The sequence below is a fragment of the Pseudoalteromonas sp. TB41 genome (assembly GCF_000497975.1).
Classification (GTDB): domain Bacteria; phylum Pseudomonadota; class Gammaproteobacteria; order Enterobacterales; family Alteromonadaceae; genus Pseudoalteromonas; species Pseudoalteromonas tetraodonis.
Map to the genome: position 1 here is coordinate 73,697 of NZ_AUTH01000084.1, position 16,280 is coordinate 89,976.

Below are 16,280 nucleotides of genomic sequence, written 5' to 3' on the forward strand. Positions count from 1 at the left end.
ATAAATTATAACTTGTTTATTATTAAAACAAAGGCAAAGTTGCAAACATGCTAAGTCAACTAATAAAAAAACCATCACCAATGATGGTAGGTATTGATATTGGATCGCACTCTATCAAGGCCGTACTTTTAAGTGAAACAGAAACTGGGCTTCGACTAGAAGCACTTGCAATTGAACCTATGCCAAAAGGCGCTATGAGTGAGCGTAATATTCAAGATATTGAAGCAATTGGTAATGTGATAATCAAGTTAAAACGAAAGCTACCAAAGTCGCTAAAATTCGCGTCTGTTGCCGTCTCTGGGCAAACAGTGATTACCAAAGTTATTTTCATGGATGTTTCCTTAAGCGACGCTGAATTAGAGTCGCAGATTGAAATTGAAGCCGACAGCTTAATTCCTTACCCACTAGATGAAGTGAGTCTTGATTTTGAAAAGCTCTCTACAAATAGTGCTGACCCGAGCAAAATAAATGTACTGCTCTCTGCCGCTAGAACCGAAAGCGTTGAAGCCAGAGTCGGTGCGTTAAGTGCTGCGAATTTAACCGCAAAAGTAGTGGACGTTGAAAGCTATGCGCTAAGTCGCGCTATGGATGTTTACTACCAACAGTTACCATCAGATGCATATGACAAAACGGTTGCAGTGGTTGATATTGGTGCTGTACTCACCTTGGTGAGTGTAGTGCAATCTGGTGAGACAATTTATACCCGTGACCAAGTATTTGGTGGCGACCAATACACAAATAGTATCGTTGCTTACTACAACAAAGGCTTTGATGAAGCTGAAATTGGCAAAACAACCGGTGATTTACCTCCAAACTATACATTTGAAGTGTTAGCACCTTTTCAAACATCGTTACTCCAGCAGGTTCGTCGTGCTGTTCAAATGTTTTTAACCACCACAGGTAAAGAACAATTGGACTATATTGTATTGACGGGCGGCTCAGCGATGATTAAAGGCATTGATAGATTGCTGATTGAAGAATTAGGAATACACACAGTTGTTGTTGAACCATTTGATAAGATGGAAATATCCCCTAGAGTTGATCGTAATATAATACAGCGCCACCGCACTCAATTTGCAATTGCGACTGGCCTGGCGTTGAGGAGCTTTTCATCATGCCACATATAAATTTATTACCTTGGCGTGAGCTACAGCGTGAGCAGTCTAAAAAGAAATTTATAACACTTCTTATGGCTGTGGTTATCGTCTGTTTTGCTGGTATGTATATGCTGAGTGTGTTTTATGGTGCTCTAAAAGAAGGGCAAACGTTAAAAAATAATTATCTTAGTTCAGAAATTACAACGCTCGACAATAAAATTCGCGACATACGTGATCTAGACAAGAAAAAAGAAAACTTACAACAACGTATGCGTTTAATTGAAGAGTTACAAAGTAGCCGTAATTTAGGCACCCAAATAATGGATGAAGTGGCAAAAATAGTGCCTGCAGGGGTTTATTTAACCAAGCTGGAGCGCAAAGGTAATCAAATTCATGTGTTAGGCAAAAGTGAGTCTAATAATCGTTTATCTACTATGCTCAGACAGGTACAAAGCTCTTACTTATTAGAGCGCCCGACTATGCAAGGTATTGTTGCCGGCGATCAATCTTCACGTTTACTCAGCGATTTTAATATGGAGTTTTACGTAAAACCATTTGGCAAAATAGGTGAGGTACGTAATGAACCTTGATTTTAAATCGTTTACAGAAATCGATTGGAATGAAATCGAGCTCGATAACATCGGTGAGTGGCCCGTTATTGTAAAAGCAATATGCGGAACTTTTGTAGCTTGTTTGGTGTTGTTTTTTAGCTACAGCTTATTAGTGTCGGATGAAATAGACAGCTACCACAATGCCGTTGCTAAGGAAATTGAGTTACGCACAACCTACCGAACTAAATATGCAGTTGCCAGTAAGCTTGATATTTATCGTGAGCAAATGGTTGAGATGGAAGATAAATTCTCTCAATTATTAAAACGCCTACCTACTTCAAATGAGACGCCAGGATTATTGGACGACCTTTCTTATGTGGGTACAACCAGCGGGTTAACATTTTTAAAAATTGGTTGGTTGCCAGAAGTTGAAAAAGAGTTTTATACCGAGTTGCCAATTAAAATTGAAGTGGTAGGTACTTATCATGAGTTTGGCGAATTTGTAGGGAAAGTGGCTCAACTACCAAGAATTGTCAGTTTACATGACTTTTCTATTTTATCATCTGGCGAAAAGCAGCTAACATTCAGTGTAGTAGCAAAAACTTACCGTTATGAAGAGGGGGTGAGATGATGAAGCAGCTTCTCTTTTTAACCACTGCGATGTTTTTGCTCAGTGGCTGTAACGAGGATACATCGGAGCAAAAAGAATTTATTGATCAGGTTAAGGCAAATACCACGGCACGTATTGAAAAAATACCTGAGCTAGTTAAGTTTGAGCACTTTGAGTATAACGCCAAAGACTTACGTAGCCCTTTTGTAGCGCCAGAACCAGAAATTATTCAAAACAAGCTAACACAAGTTAAAAACTGTCTTCACCCAGATCCAGAGCGTGTTCGTCAGCCACTGGAGAAGTACCCATTAGATAATTTAGCAATGAGGGGCACAATAGGATCGAACGGCAAAACATGGGCGCTCATTACAGCTGCTGATGACACCTTGCACCGAGTAACAATAGGAAGCTATTTAGGCACCTATGACGGAAAAGTAAGCAGTGTTAATAGTGACTATATTGAATTAGTAGAATTAATCCCTGATGGGTCAGGTTGTTGGAAAGAACGTTTGACCAAATTAGAAATGTTAGAGGCGGCAACCAATGGCGCAAATTAATAAGAAAAAAGGTATACCCTATATGCACAAAGGTGAGTGTTCGCATCATCGTATTTTATCTGCTTTATTGTTTGTTTTTTTACTACTAATGACAAAAGCCGTCAGTGCAGCCCCTTTACTCTATGACGTTCGATATAATCCATTGCTTAAAGGTGAAACCGAATTACAGCTAGTTTTTGATGAAGAGTTGCAGCAGCAACCAGCAGTACAAGTTTTTAATAGCCCTGCAAGAATAGAGCTACTATTCGATGGGGTAGAATTAGATGAAGGGTTGACGAATATCGCTATCAACCAAGCTGGTATCAGTAACATCACGAGTATGATGACCAGTGCGGGTTTAAAAGTGACCATTAACTTGGACCGATTAAAAATTTATGAGACTGAAGTAAACAATAATTTAGTTTCTATTAGAATTTCTGATAACCCACTCACAGAGCAAATTTTAACAACCAGCGAAGATAAGCCTGCTTACACGTCTAATTATATTAACGGTATTCAAGCAATTGACTTTCGACGTGGAGAAAAAGGTGAGGCGAAAGTACTTGTTTATCTACAAGATACTCAGGCAGCTGTAGAGGTTCATGAAAGCGGTGGAAAAATCATTGCCGAGTTTCATCATACCGATATTTTAGATGATTTATTGTATGAATTAGATGTACTCGATTTTGGCACTGTGGTGAGCAGTATTGAAACGTTTAAAGAAGATAACCTTACACGTTTAGTGATTGAACCAAACACTGCTTTTGCCTATACCTATCAGCAAATTGAGAATATTTTTACCTTAACGGTTGAGAAAGATGAAACGCAAAATGCCTACTTAGATGGTGGTAAAGAGTACTTGGGTCGTCCTATGACGCTTAATTTTCAAGATATCTCTGTTCGTGCTGTATTACAGATTATTGCCGGTTACAATGATTTTAACTTGGTAACAAGCGACTCAGTGACAGGCAATATTACTCTTCGCCTTGATGGGGTTCCGTGGGATCAGGCGTTAGATGTCGTGCTTAGAATAAAAGGCTTAGACAAACGCATGGACGGTTCTATTTTAATGGTTGCACCATCTGAAGAGCTGGCTGCCCGTGAAGCAAAAGAGTTAAAAGCTAAACAGCAAGTTGAGGATTTAGAGCCACTTTACAGTGAATACATCCGCTTAAATTATGCAAAAGCAGAAGATTTTGCCGACTTATTAAAAACAGATACCAACAGTATTATTACAGCCAGAGGGAGCGTGTCTGTTGATCAACGTACTAATACGTTATTAATGAAAGACACTGCAAAAAGTATTGAAAGTGTTCGTCGTATGGTCGAAACTTTAGATATACCGGTTAAACAAGTGGTTATTGAAGCGCGTATGGTAACCGTACGTGACAACGTAACTGAAGACTTGGGGGTTCGTTGGGGGTTTAGTGATCAGCAAGGCTCAGACGGTGTTTCTGGCACATTAGAAGGAGCTGAAACGATTTCTAATGGTAATATTCCTAGCCTTTCTGATCGACTTAACGTTAATTTACCTGTGGCGAATCCATCGGCAAGTATAGGTATGCACATTGCTAAATTGGCTAACGGAACATTAATTGATTTAGAATTAACCGCCCTTGAAGAAGAAAACAAAGGTGAAATCATTGCAAGCCCACGCATTACTGCTGCTAATCAGCAAAAAGCGCGTATTGAACAAGGTACTGAGATCCCGTATGTGGAGTCAGCTTCAAGTGGTGCAACAACCGTAAGTTTTAAAAAGGCGGTACTAAGCCTAGAGGTGACACCTCATATCACACCCGATAACAAAGTTATTTTAAATTTAATCATTACTCAAGATACCCGAGGGGATACGGTTCAAACAGGTACAGGCCCAGCGGTTGCCATCGATACGCAACAAATTGAGACTCAAGTACTCGTTGAGAATGGACAAACGGTAGTGTTGGGTGGTATTTTCCAACAGCAAATTATTAATTCGACCAAAAAAGTACCTTTATTGGGCGACCTTCCTTACGTAGGAAGACTATTTAAAAGCACAAGCGAGTTCAATGAAAAGCGCGAACTGCTGATTTTTGTCACACCTAAAATCCAAATAGACTAAATATTTAAGCTTATCTAGGTTGAATACCAGCCTAGATAGTATGGGTATGTAATTTAGTTATCGTGGTGTGAACACTCCCTATAAATGTACAATAAGACAGTATATAATTTTGATCATGTACTGTACTGCGGATGTATTTAAGGCTGCGTTTATGTTGTGTGTAATTCAGGCTCTTGTAAAGTTACCATGCAAAAGCTTTCATGAAGCAACAATGTAGTAACCTTAATTGCATAAATTTTAACCCTAGAAGATAAACTTGCCTATAATAAGGTGCTTTTTTGTTAACCAGTGGGTAATTATTTAGTTTAATTGCTCGTTATATGGCTTTTTATCCTAATTGACTTGAAATACCCGACCGATTACTGAGATAATCCCTTTCTTAATTTTGGGGCCAGGTCGTTAGGCGGGGTTTTATTTCAAATTTTAGAGTTCGTTTGTACTAAAAGATATGGCTGAGAAACGTAATATATTTCTAGTTGGCCCCATGGGGGCTGGCAAAAGCACGATTGGTCGTCACATCGCTGACCAATTACACCTTGAATTTGTTGATTCTGATCAAGAAATCGAACGTCGCACGGGCGCAGATATTGCCTGGGTATTCGATCTTGAAGGTGAAGAAGGCTTTAGACTTCGTGAAGAATCTGTTATTGGTGACTTAACCGAAATGCAAGGTATTGTACTTGCAACCGGTGGTGGCTCAGTAATGAGTAAAGAAGTTCGAAACAAGCTTTCGGCTCGCGGTATTGTTGTATACTTAGAGACACCGATTGAAAAGCAAGTTGCACGTACGCAACGCGACAAGCGTCGCCCATTACTGCAAACAGAAGAAGCACCTCGTGATGTACTTGAGCGCTTAGCAGAAGAGCGTGAACCATTATATAAAGAAGTAGCTGATTTTGTTGTACGCACTGATGAGCAGAGCGCGAAAGTTGTTGCTAACCAAATCATCGAGAAATTGGATTTTTAAAAGCCAGTATTAAAAAGGACTAACCCAGCATGCTTGAATTAACTGTTAATTTAGACGAGCGAAGTTATCCTATTTATATTGGCCAATCTGCACTTCAAGATACAGGCCGTCTAATCCATCACATTGGTGATTGTCGGCCTATCATCATTACTAATGAAACGATTGCACCGCTGTACCTTCAACAGTTGCTTGATTCATTAGCACAGCTAAACCCACTGCATTTTATTATTCCAGATGGTGAGCAATATAAATCACTCACTTGGTTTGAAAAAATTTCGGCATTCCTACTTGAGAATAATTGCGGCCGTGACACCTGCTTAATTGCATTAGGTGGTGGCGTTGTAGGTGATTTAACTGGATTTGTTGCTGCTTGTTATCAGCGTGGCGTCCCTTTTATCCAAATACCAACCACTTTATTATCTCAAGTTGATTCTTCAGTTGGCGGCAAAACAGCGGTTAATCACCCGCTAGGTAAAAATATGATTGGGGCTTTTTATCAACCCCAAGCTGTATTTATTGACACACGTTCGTTGCATACCTTACCAACACGCGAGTTTGCTGCAGGCATGGCTGAAGTTATTAAGTATGGCTTGATTTACGATACTGAACTGTTTGCTTATCTAGAGCATAACATCGCTAAATTACAACAATTAGACGAGACGTGTTTACAGCACATCATCTTCAGATGCTGTGAAATTAAAGCGCTCATTGTTGCACAAGATGAAAAAGAGCAGGGTCTTCGTGCGTTGTTAAATTTAGGGCACACGTTTGCGCATGCTATTGAAGCACAAATGGGTTACGGTGTTTGGTTACATGGAGAAGCAGTCGCAACAGGTATGGTGCTTGCTGCAAAGCTTGCTTATACTCGCCAAGATTTAACACGAGAAGATGTAGAGCGTATTGCTGCATTAATAGCGCAATATAGCTTACCAATCGAGATACCTAGCGATATGACCAGTGAGCACTTTTTACTGCATATGCGAAAAGATAAAAAGAATAAAAAAGGGACTATCCGATTCATTTTACCCACCGAATTTGGTCAATGTGCATTAGTTGATGATGTGTCTGATGATCAAGTCAGAGCATTGATCGAGCAATAAATGCAGTCACAAATTTTACCGAGCCGTGCGGCTTTGGTGGATAGAATCGCATTGCAATTTGAATATGGTCAAAACCTAATTGTTTTGTTGGGCACTTCTGGTTTAGGTAAAAGCTATTTGCTTGAAACCTTCATCACTGATAAATATAACGATTTTAATAAAGCGTTTGTGCAAGTTGGCGCTCAAATGACTGATGTGCAATTGATGACTCAATTATTAGAGCAAAGCTTTAATGCCCCTTTAATTGATCACAACCTGAGCTTATCACAAAACTATTATCAATTAGCGAAGCAACAACAATGCGGCGCGTGTTTATGGGTTATCGATGGCGGCAGGCACCTATCTGAAGAACTAATTGCAGAGCTCGAGCTGTTATCAAAAAGTGCGCCCAATGTGCTTTACATTATGATTGCATCGCAATCTAAATTGCCGTTTAAAGAGGTAGTTAATATTCATTTAGAGCCATTAAACTTGGTTGAAAGTAAGCAGCTAATGGGATGGTACTTCACGGCGCTACCTTATGATGAAGACCCTGTATTTAAAACCTTTTTAGTTGAAGCCCAAGGTAACCCAAGTCTTTTATTAGCCTGGCAGCCTAGCGAACAAGTTGCTGATATTATCGTAAAAGACAAAGTATCTTGGCGCTTACAGTTGCTCACACTATTACTCATAATTATGTTATTGATTATTGGCGTCGTATACAAAGCTGATATGACCCAATGGTGGAAAAATGCTAATAGTCAAAGCGATGAGCAAGTCCTCACAACCGCTATTACAACCGAGCAAGCTATTCAAAATAAACAACAACCGGTTAAATCATCAACCCTGTTTACTTCGCCACAGCCTATAACTAAAGAGCCAACTACAGATGAGAGTGCCCACAATGACGTGCCAGCAATTGTAGGAAGTTTAACGGAGCCATCGACTTTAACTGAACAAGAAAAGCCAGCACCGCCGCCGGTTGAAGAAGCCATTAGCGTACCTGAGGTGGTAAAGCAGCAAAGCCAAATAGTAAAAATACCCAGTAACTGGTACCTAGAACAACCTGAAGATAATTTTGTTATTCAGCTATTAGCCGTAACTCAGCAGCAGGTAGGCAATGAGTTTATTGCTGAACATAAGCTAGAAAGTATTACCAATACATATCAAACTAAGCGAAATGGTAAAATATGGTGGGTGGTAACAACAGGCAGTTTTGCTAACTTAAATGAGGCAAAACAAGCACTGCAAGCACTCCCCGCTGGAGTAAGAAAAAATAAACCTTTCTATAAAAAAATTAGCAAAATAAAACAAGAAATTGCACGAGTTGATCAGTAAACTCAGTGACTTTAGTGTAAAATCGCGCAACACCGAATTGAAGTAAAGAGCCAATGCAGCAAAAGAGTAGAGCCTTCCTTAAATGGGCTGGCGGAAAATACAGCCTCGTTGAAGATATTAACGCGCGACTAAATCAAGCAAGTAAACATGCAGATACCTTGGTTGAACCTTTTGTTGGTGCGGGCTCAGTGTTTTTAAATAGTAATTTTAAACACTACGTACTTAACGATATAAATGCTGATTTAATCAATTTATATAAAGAGCTTAAACGTTCGCCGGATGAGTTTATTAGCGATGCAAAAAAACTATTTGTTGATTTAAATAACCATCCAGATGCGTATTACGATTATCGTGTGCAGTTTAACCAAAGCAGCGATGTGTATGAGCGAGCTATTTTATTTTTATATATGAACCGCCATGGTTATAACGGATTATGTCGCTATAACTTAAAGGGCATTTTTAATGTGCCTTTTGGTAAATATAAAAAGCCTTATTTTCCTGAAAAAGAAATGTACTTTTTTGCCAACAAAGCACAAAAAGCAACATTTACCTGCTTAGGCTACGATGATGTATTTAAACTGGTCCCTAAAAATGCGGTGATATACTGCGATCCGCCCTATGTGCCATTAAGTAAAACCGCATCGTTTACCTCTTACGCTAAAGGCGGATTTAACTTAGATGATCAGGCTAATTTAGCTAACTTGGCTGAGCAAGCGGCATTTGAGAATAACACGCCAGTCCTTATTTCAAACCACGATACCGTGTGGACACGCAAAATTTACAGTCAAGCATCACTGGATAAAATTCAGGTTAAACGTACGATTAGTCCAAAGGGCGGTTCACGAAATAAAGTGGATGAGCTAATGGCTATGTATTTAGCACCGAAGTCACGGTTGCATAAATAGCCAGTACAAATAATACAAACAGTACTACGGCAATAGCTATTAGCGTAATTGGAGAGTGGTGCTTAAAGTCTGTTTTGCGCTTATCTTCAGATTGAACACCAAAAAATGCAGCCAGTACGCTTTGTAACGCGCTAAAAAAGTGCTGCATTTAATTAAAATAATGGCTTGATTGAAGAGGGCTTGTGTTTGTCATCAGTACCCGTTAACAACTCTAGCAAGTCTAAGTAATGAAACTGAGCGCTACGGCTATCACCTGTTAACCAAGAGGCCCAAGACGAATCCTCTTCAATTTGAATGCAACGGGTTGCGCTATTATTAATAGCGTTGGTTTGCTCTTTATGAAGACAAATGTTGGCTGAGCCTAAATCTTGCTCAGTATTTGAGCAAAGCGATGTTGCTCCAATAATAACACTTACCGACGTGATTAATAATCCAATTTTAAAAGCACGCATAATATAAACCTAATAATTTAGTTCTTTGCCCAGCATAACAAAAACTGCTTAAATAATACACTTTATTTTTGTTATTGTTTATTTGTATTGTGTTTTAAATACTGAGTGGCCCCCGCTTAAAAACTGATTCTTTTTTTAATTATGAAGCCTACATCCTCAGCAGGTTATTCTTTTTCATGAATAGCCACAATAAGGCTTTAACATTACTTATTTGACGCTATTTTTAAAGGTGCTACTTGGGTAACTTCGCTAATTAAGTTACATTAACGGCATAAATTATTCATTAACGGATTAGCGATGCTCAACTGTAAACAAAAATACTTAATAGCGCCCTCAATATTATCTGCAGACTTTGCACGATTAGGCGAAGATGTCGACAAAGTGTTAGCCGCAGGTGCTGATGTCGTTCATTTTGATGTAATGGATAACCATTATGTACCTAACTTAACGATTGGCCCAATGGTATGTAAAGCACTTCGCGACTACGGGATTAAAGCCCCGATTGATGTGCATTTAATGGTAAAACCGGTAGATAGTTTAATCCCACAATTTGCCGAGGCGGGTGCATCAATTATTACCTTCCATCCAGAGGCGAGCGAGCATATTGACCGTACTTTGCAATTGATAAAAGATGAAGGTTGCCAAGCAGGCTTAGTGTTCAACCCTGCAACGAGTTTAAGTTACCTCGATCACGTAATGGATAAAGTAGATGTGATCTTATTAATGTCAGTAAATCCTGGGTTTGGTGGGCAAAGTTTTATTCCACAAACACTCGAGAAACTGCGAGAGGCAAAACAACGCATTGTTGAATCTGGACGTGATATTCGTTTAGAAGTAGATGGTGGTATTAAAGTAGATAACATAGCCGCGGCGGCTGAAGCGGGTGCCGATATGTTTGTTGCAGGCTCAGCTATTTTTAATCAGGCTGATTATAAAACAGTGATTGATGAGATGCGTCAGCAATTAGAAAGTGTTAAATAATGAAATATGATGCAGCGTTTTTTGACTTAGACGGCACCCTAGTTGATAGCGTGTACGACTTGTATATGGCTTTAAATTTAACACTTAGCGATTTAGCGTTTCCAATTGTCAGTCAGCGATTAGTTGAAAGTTGGGTAGGTAATGGCATTGAGGTGTTAGTGAAACGAGCCCTTTGCGGCGATATGCAAATTAGTGAGCATCTCGATGAGGCTTTAAGCGAACGAGCTATCAATCTGTTTTATCAACATTACAGTGAGCAGGTCGGTGAATACAGTGTGTTATATCAGCATGTTGAAACTGGTCTTGCTGCTCTCAGTGGTATGCCTAAAGCACTTATTACTAATAAAGCACGCCGCTTTACTGAAATGCTTTTAGATAAGCTCGCTATTCGCAGTCATTTTGAAGTGATTGTTTGCGGTGACGACATGGCAAAAAAACCGTCACCTGAGCCGCTATTATTTGCTTGCGATGCATTAAATATAACGCCTGATAAAGCGATTATGATTGGTGATTCAAAGAGTGACATACTCGCAGCGCAAGCCGCAAACATTGACGTGATAGCGCTTACTTATGGGTATCATCAGGGAGAGCAGTTAGCGGATTATAATCCGCAGTACCTATGCGATAACTTCTTAGCTATAATACCGACACTAACACAGCGTTAAGCATTTTTAATTAAGTAAAAATAAAGGAAAATCATGAGTAAACCAGTAGTATTAAGTGGCATGCAGCCAACCGGTGGTATGACAATAGGCAACTATGTTGGCGCTATTAACCAGTGGGTTAAGCTACAGGAAGAATATGATAGCTACTTTATGCTTGCAGACTTGCATGCAATTACCGTACGCCAAGACCCTGAATTATTGCGTGCTCGTGTACTCGATGGCGTTGCGTTATATACGGCATGCGGTATTAACCCAGAAAAAGCGGCGTTATTTGTACAATCTCAGGTACCTGAGCATGCGCAACTTGGCTGGGTATTAAACTGTTATGCGCAAATGGGTGAGCTTAATCGCATGACCCAGTTTAAAGATAAGTCGGCAACGCATGCTAATAATATTAATGTGGGGTTATTTGCTTATCCGGCTTTGCAAGCGGCTGATATTTTACTGTACCAAGCAGACAAAGTACCTGTAGGTGAAGATCAAAAACAGCACCTTGAACTAACGCGTGATATTGCAACTCGCTTTAATAATGTTTACGGCGATATTTTTACGCTGCCAGAACCGTATATTCCAGAATTTGGTGCGCGAGTCATGAGCCTGCAAGATCCACTGAAGAAAATGTCTAAGTCAGATGAAAATCCAAATGGCTTTATTATGATGTTAGACGAGCCGAAAAAGATTGAGAAAAAGCTTAAAAAAGCAGTTACCGATTCTGACGAGCAAGCGCGTATTTACTTTGATCGCAAAGAAAAGCCAGGTGTATCTAATTTACTTACGCTACTAAGTGTGGCAACTAAGCGCTCAATTGAAGAGTTAGTCCCTGAATACGAAGACAAAATGTATGGCCATTTGAAAAAAGACACCGCAGCAGCTGTTGTCAGCATGATTGAGCCAATTCAAACACGTTTTAAAGAAATTCGTGAAGATCAAACACTTCTTAATGACATCATGAGAACAGGGGCTGAAAAAGCAAGCGCGCGTGCAGAAACTACATTAAAAGCAGTTTATGATGCGGTTGGGTTTATTCCACGCCCATAAGCGCGTTTATTTGCAGATACAAAAATGCCGCTAATTTAGCGGCATTTTTTATATCACGCTGATTAACATTAAAAAGCCAAATATAAATAGAAGTGACATTGCTTGCTTGTCTGTTTTATCCATCAATCGGCCTTAGCAGTTGTTTTGGAAGTTGTATTGTTAATATCAACTAAAGATACTTGGTAGCCTTTATTCTCAAGTAATGTCAGTAAGCTATCTTCTCCGGCGAGGTGTCCTGCGCCCACAAGTACAAATTCACTTTTATCGTTTTTAAACATTTGTTCTAGTTTAACTAGCCAGTTATTGTTTCTATCGGTCATTAATTGTTTATAAGTTGCAGGATCATTTTTTTGCATCGGTTCAAGTGCTACTGTATAGAGCGATTGTGTATCACCCTCACGCCAAGCTGAGAGTAATTTTTTAAACATCACACCGTAATTGTCAAACCCAGCTAAATTATTTTTGATAAAGTCATTTTCGTTATGTTCACCCATAGTCTTAAATAACTCTAACTGAAATGCCATCGTCTCTAAGTATTGTTGTTCTTTATTATCTAATGTCGCTTTTTTAGTAAAGTAAGCGTCAACGCCTTCACCCATTAAATTTTGTTTTTGCAACTCCATCGACATCAGCACAATACTAACCATTGCTGGGCGAAAGTTATCTAATTTATTCAGATTTGCACCAAATTCAGCCAGCTTGTTTTCTAATGCGAGCTTTACCTCTGGAGTTAGCTTTTGGCTCAATGTTTCATTATTTTTATAGGATAGTGCGCTCAACATTTTCATTTGTGCTTGTGCATCGCTAGGATCAGGTATTGGTGCTTCTAATACAATAGTATCTGCTTGTTTATAGGCGTGGTTAAACTCCACTGGTAGAGGCATTTCTGATTTCGGTAAAATGTGTACTGTGCCGCCAATAAATAATGAGTCATTTCCTTTGCTTACCTGCCACACTGAGCTTTGTGCTTGCACAGTCGTTGCTAATAAACAGCTGCTCAATAATACAGTTGCTGAAAATACTTTTTTAGTAAATGCGTTCATAACACTTCCTTAATGAAATTTTATTTATTATTGATTGGTTAAAATAGTGCTTATATAAGTTGTTAGTGATGACGTTATTTTCGAAAGGTTGCTATCAATTTTTGCGTTCATCTTGTTTATAGAAGATTCAAAGTCGGCCGTTATTTGATTCTCTATACTAGTAAATAATGTTTCAGTGTTTACTTCATGCTTAATGAGTGAATCGGTGTTTGTAGCATAAATTATTTGATTGCTATTGATGACTATTTCACCGGCTGCACATTGCCCTGAATTAGCTAATAGCGTGTTGCTTTTGCTTTCTGTAGCGACTGCAGAGGCTGTACTAAATACTGTTGCTAATATAATTACGGGTAATACTTTTTTAGTTGCGTTATTCATAATGAAACCTTTTTTATGTTTAAAAGTCAGCTTAATTAACATTTAAAAGTCGTGTTCAGTAAGCTGCTTGTTGATGACGTTTTAAAGAATATCGCTGAATTTACCGAGAGTCGCTTATCTAGTTGTGAGTGATTTATTTATAAGAATTTTTATTGTTTTTATTGTTTTAAATTAAAGTGTTAGCCTTAAACCTTATCTGCAGAAATAAGGTTTCTAATTCACCTAACTATATTAAAAAGTGTACCTGTGATAGGGTTAGTGAAAAATAAAAATACGTAAACACTATGAATTATCAAATCGGACCTTGGCAATTTATTAGTAATCGATGTGTGATTACTTCAAACAACATGGAAAGGGAATTAGACCCACTTTTAGTAAAGCTATTACTGTATTTTATAGATAAGCCTCAACAAATCGTTTCCCGTCAAGCGCTAATAGAGAGTGTGTGGCAGCAAAGCTTTGTAGACGACAATGCGATTAATCGTGCTATTTCAGAGTTAAGAAAGCTGCTTGCTCACCCCATTGAAAAAGCGCCGCTTTTGAAAACGCATTACCGTAAAGGGTACAGTCTAACCGTCATACCAGAGCGCTTAACGCAAGCAAGCGTTTTTGAAGAGCCTGCAAACTTTTTGCCTGACTCACCGGATGTTTTTGCCAAAAATGAAGAGGTAGTGACTGCAACTACTTCTCAACCGGTTCAAAGAACGAATAGTAAAAAGTTTTTGATCTATTCTTTAGTCGTCATTATTTTTATATGCTTTTTAGTATGGTTTGGGTTGTTTTTTATTAATGCACCTTCTAGCGAAAAGATTAAACAGATCACGGTAAATAAGGTAGCAAGCACGTGGAATATTGGCAGCGAGGTTCACCCCGAGGTATCTTCTGATAAACAGTTTTTAGCTTACACTAATATAGAACCTGAAAATGACGTAATGCATGCATTTGTTAAGCGTCTTTCAGATCAGCGAGAGATTGAAATTACCTATCCAGGCTTTCAGGTGTCTATTTTATCATGGCAGTTAAACCAGCACTCAGTGCTATTACAAGCTACCAATTTAAAGCAGCAAAAGTGCGAAATGGTACTTGTTGATTTAAGCCAGTTTCCTGTTATTGGGGAGGCTACCTCTATTAAAAAGTGTGACCTTAGATATACAGGTTATGCGCAAGTAGACGAAAGTGGTGAACATATTTATTACACCGAATATAAAAATGAGCATGAAGGTTCAGGTTTATATAAATTTGATTTAGAACTTAAAAAAGAATTCATAGTGATCCCACCACCAGGGGTAATGTATGGCGTAATCATGCCGCGTTTATCTCATTCTGGTAATAAAATAGCATATATACTTAGTCAAAAGGGTAAGCCTTTTTCTGTATTTAGTTATAACTTTGAGACCCATGAAACCAAGCGGTTATTTAAAGCAGAAAAAAGCACGATTAGCTTTGCATTTGATTGGCTTGCTGACGATAAAGGCGTGATTGTATTTGAAGGTTCTGAGCTTTCAACCATTATGTTTGATGAAAAAAACATTGTTAAACATACGCTAACAGTAACCCCAAAGATAAATCCTTATTATATAGCGGTTCACTCTGCCAATAGTCTTTTTTATTCAGAGAATAAAACCCAATCATACTCGCTAATTAAAGCAACAGACCCTTTTGGCGATACACCTAAGTATGAAACGCTCTATAAAAGTGATAAAGACGACTACAACATTATTGAAATAGTTAATAAAGAAGGGCCTGCGCATGTTTTCGTATCTGAGCGTTCTGGCAGCAGTCAATTATGGCTCTCTCAAAATGGTTTTACAAAGCAACTTAGCTTTTTTAATTATGATGATGCCCCTTCGACTTTTGCATTAGGAATGCTCAGAGCTTCTTCCAATAAGCAGCGCATAATGTTCATAAAAAATAAAAGCTATTCACTTTATGACGTAAACGCTCAAAGATTTTATCCGTTAGAAGAATTTAATAAGCATAAAATAATAAGCTATATTTGGTCAAAAAATAACGAAAGCATTATTTATATTAAGCGACTTGGTTCAAAAAATATATTGGCAGAATTTAATTTACTCACCCGCGATACACGCGTGATAGAAGGAATAAAAGCGAGTAAACTCATTTCAGATAGTAAAGGTAACGGATACGTAACCAATGATAATCAATTAATTCGCCTTTCAGATAGGCAAAGCTGGGAATTACCTAAAAATGCCAAAAAGTCAGTTGCATATGGCATTAGCAAAAACTATTTCTATTATTCAGATTCTATTTCTAGAATCGCTAGGCTAAATTTACAAGATCAAACCATACAGGATACACACGTGGACTTTCGACCTATTGGTTTTGAGGTAAACGAAAGCAATGAAATATTGTTTACGGGATCTAAGTATAAAGATATGCAAATAGTACAAATTAGTTGGAGCGAATAGCGCTATTCATTATGCCGAGAAAGCCAGCGCGCGTGCAGAAACTACATTAAAAGCAGTTTATGATGCGGTTGGGTTTATTCCACGCCCATAAGCGCGTTTATTTGCAGATACAA

17 protein-coding genes are annotated in these 16,280 nt (G+C 38.6%); 13 read left to right on the forward strand and 4 right to left on the reverse strand.

Translation table 11 applies throughout. From position 1 onward, the window contains the following. The first annotated feature begins 47 nt into the window (after window positions 1-47). From L641_RS0113165 to L641_RS0113205, 9 genes are all read left to right on the forward strand, one after another. Window positions 48-1,127: a pilus assembly protein PilM gene (locus tag L641_RS0113165; protein WP_013463905.1), complete on the forward strand. Its 1,080-nt coding sequence runs from the start codon at window positions 48-50 to the stop codon at window positions 1,125-1,127. Next, window positions 1,115-1,687: a PilN domain-containing protein gene (locus L641_RS0113170; protein ID WP_008115031.1), complete on the forward strand. Its 573-nt coding sequence runs from the start codon at window positions 1,115-1,117 to the stop codon at window positions 1,685-1,687. Before L641_RS0113165 ends, L641_RS0113170 begins: the two co-directional genes overlap by 13 nt. Beyond that, a complete protein-coding gene (locus L641_RS0113175; RefSeq protein ID WP_008115035.1) occupies window positions 1,677-2,279 on the forward strand; it encodes a type 4a pilus biogenesis protein PilO in 603 nt (200 codons plus the stop codon). Before L641_RS0113170 ends, L641_RS0113175 begins: the two co-directional genes overlap by 11 nt. Next, window positions 2,279-2,815: a pilus assembly protein PilP gene (locus L641_RS0113180; protein WP_008115036.1), complete on the forward strand. Its 537-nt coding sequence runs from the start codon at window positions 2,279-2,281 to the stop codon at window positions 2,813-2,815. The genes L641_RS0113175 and L641_RS0113180 overlap by 1 nt, the downstream gene beginning before the upstream one ends. Further along, the gene (locus L641_RS0113185; RefSeq protein ID WP_013463907.1) at window positions 2,802-4,892 is read left to right on the forward strand and encodes a type IV pilus secretin PilQ family protein; all 2,091 of its coding nucleotides are present in this window, start codon (window positions 2,802-2,804) and stop codon (window positions 4,890-4,892) included. Before L641_RS0113180 ends, L641_RS0113185 begins: the two co-directional genes overlap by 14 nt. A gap of 448 nt (window positions 4,893-5,340) precedes the next feature. Beyond that, window positions 5,341-5,859 carry a shikimate kinase AroK gene (gene aroK / locus L641_RS0113190; RefSeq protein ID WP_008466255.1) on the forward strand — a complete coding sequence of 173 codons (519 nt, stop codon included), beginning with the start codon at window positions 5,341-5,343 and terminating at the stop codon, window positions 5,857-5,859. A 29-nt stretch (window positions 5,860-5,888) separates the two neighbouring features. Continuing rightward, window positions 5,889-6,959: a 3-dehydroquinate synthase gene (aroB, locus tag L641_RS0113195; RefSeq protein WP_008115047.1), complete on the forward strand. Its 1,071-nt coding sequence runs from the start codon at window positions 5,889-5,891 to the stop codon at window positions 6,957-6,959. Beyond that, the gene (locus tag L641_RS0113200) at window positions 6,960-8,276 is read left to right on the forward strand and encodes an AAA family ATPase (RefSeq protein ID WP_024602147.1); all 1,317 of its coding nucleotides are present in this window, start codon (window positions 6,960-6,962) and stop codon (window positions 8,274-8,276) included. It abuts the gene before it with no gap. 53 nt (window positions 8,277-8,329) lie between these two features. Next, window positions 8,330-9,181: a Dam family site-specific DNA-(adenine-N6)-methyltransferase gene (locus L641_RS0113205; RefSeq protein ID WP_008115051.1), complete on the forward strand. Its 852-nt coding sequence runs from the start codon at window positions 8,330-8,332 to the stop codon at window positions 9,179-9,181. Here L641_RS0113205 and L641_RS0113210 read toward each other — a convergent pair. Continuing rightward, window positions 9,144-9,329 (reverse strand): DUF2970 domain-containing protein, encoded by a 186-nt coding sequence (locus L641_RS0113210; RefSeq protein ID WP_013463909.1) that lies wholly within the window; start codon window positions 9,327-9,329, stop codon window positions 9,144-9,146. The two genes, L641_RS0113205 and L641_RS0113210, sit on opposite strands and share 38 nt — an antisense overlap. Window positions 9,330-9,333: 4 nt before the next feature. Then, window positions 9,334-9,633 (reverse strand): hypothetical protein, encoded by a 300-nt coding sequence (locus L641_RS0113215; RefSeq protein ID WP_008115055.1) that lies wholly within the window; start codon window positions 9,631-9,633, stop codon window positions 9,334-9,336. A 297-nt stretch (window positions 9,634-9,930) separates the two neighbouring features. Between L641_RS0113215 and rpe the strand changes: the two genes are divergently transcribed. Genes rpe through trpS form a run of 3 tightly spaced genes read left to right on the forward strand, consistent with a single transcriptional unit; the run spans window position 9,931 to window position 12,317 of the window. Then, the gene (rpe, locus tag L641_RS0113220) at window positions 9,931-10,614 is read left to right on the forward strand and encodes a ribulose-phosphate 3-epimerase (protein ID WP_013463910.1); all 684 of its coding nucleotides are present in this window, start codon (window positions 9,931-9,933) and stop codon (window positions 10,612-10,614) included. After that, a complete protein-coding gene (locus L641_RS0113225) occupies window positions 10,614-11,279 on the forward strand; it encodes a phosphoglycolate phosphatase (protein WP_008115059.1) in 666 nt (221 codons plus the stop codon). The genes rpe and L641_RS0113225 overlap by 1 nt, the downstream gene beginning before the upstream one ends. A gap of 33 nt (window positions 11,280-11,312) precedes the next feature. Beyond that, window positions 11,313-12,317, forward strand: coding sequence for a tryptophan--tRNA ligase (gene trpS / locus L641_RS0113230; RefSeq protein WP_008115060.1), 1,005 nt, complete (start codon window positions 11,313-11,315; stop codon window positions 12,315-12,317). Window positions 12,318-12,439: 122 nt separating this feature from the next. Here trpS and L641_RS0113235 read toward each other — a convergent pair whose 3' ends face one another. Both L641_RS0113235 and L641_RS0113240 read right to left on the reverse strand, forming a co-directional pair. Continuing rightward, on the reverse strand, window positions 12,440-13,360 hold the full coding sequence (locus L641_RS0113235; RefSeq protein ID WP_013463911.1) for a TraB/GumN family protein: 921 nt from the start codon (window positions 13,358-13,360) through the stop codon (window positions 12,440-12,442). A 27-nt stretch (window positions 13,361-13,387) separates the two neighbouring features. Then, window positions 13,388-13,738: a hypothetical protein gene (locus L641_RS0113240; protein WP_013463912.1), complete on the reverse strand. Its 351-nt coding sequence runs from the start codon at window positions 13,736-13,738 to the stop codon at window positions 13,388-13,390. 284 nt (window positions 13,739-14,022) lie between these two features. Here L641_RS0113240 and L641_RS0113245 point away from each other — a divergent pair, with 284 nt between their 5' ends. Beyond that, the gene (locus tag L641_RS0113245; RefSeq protein WP_024602148.1) at window positions 14,023-16,167 is read left to right on the forward strand and encodes a winged helix family transcriptional regulator; all 2,145 of its coding nucleotides are present in this window, start codon (window positions 14,023-14,025) and stop codon (window positions 16,165-16,167) included. Window positions 16,168-16,280: the final 113 nt, after the last annotated feature.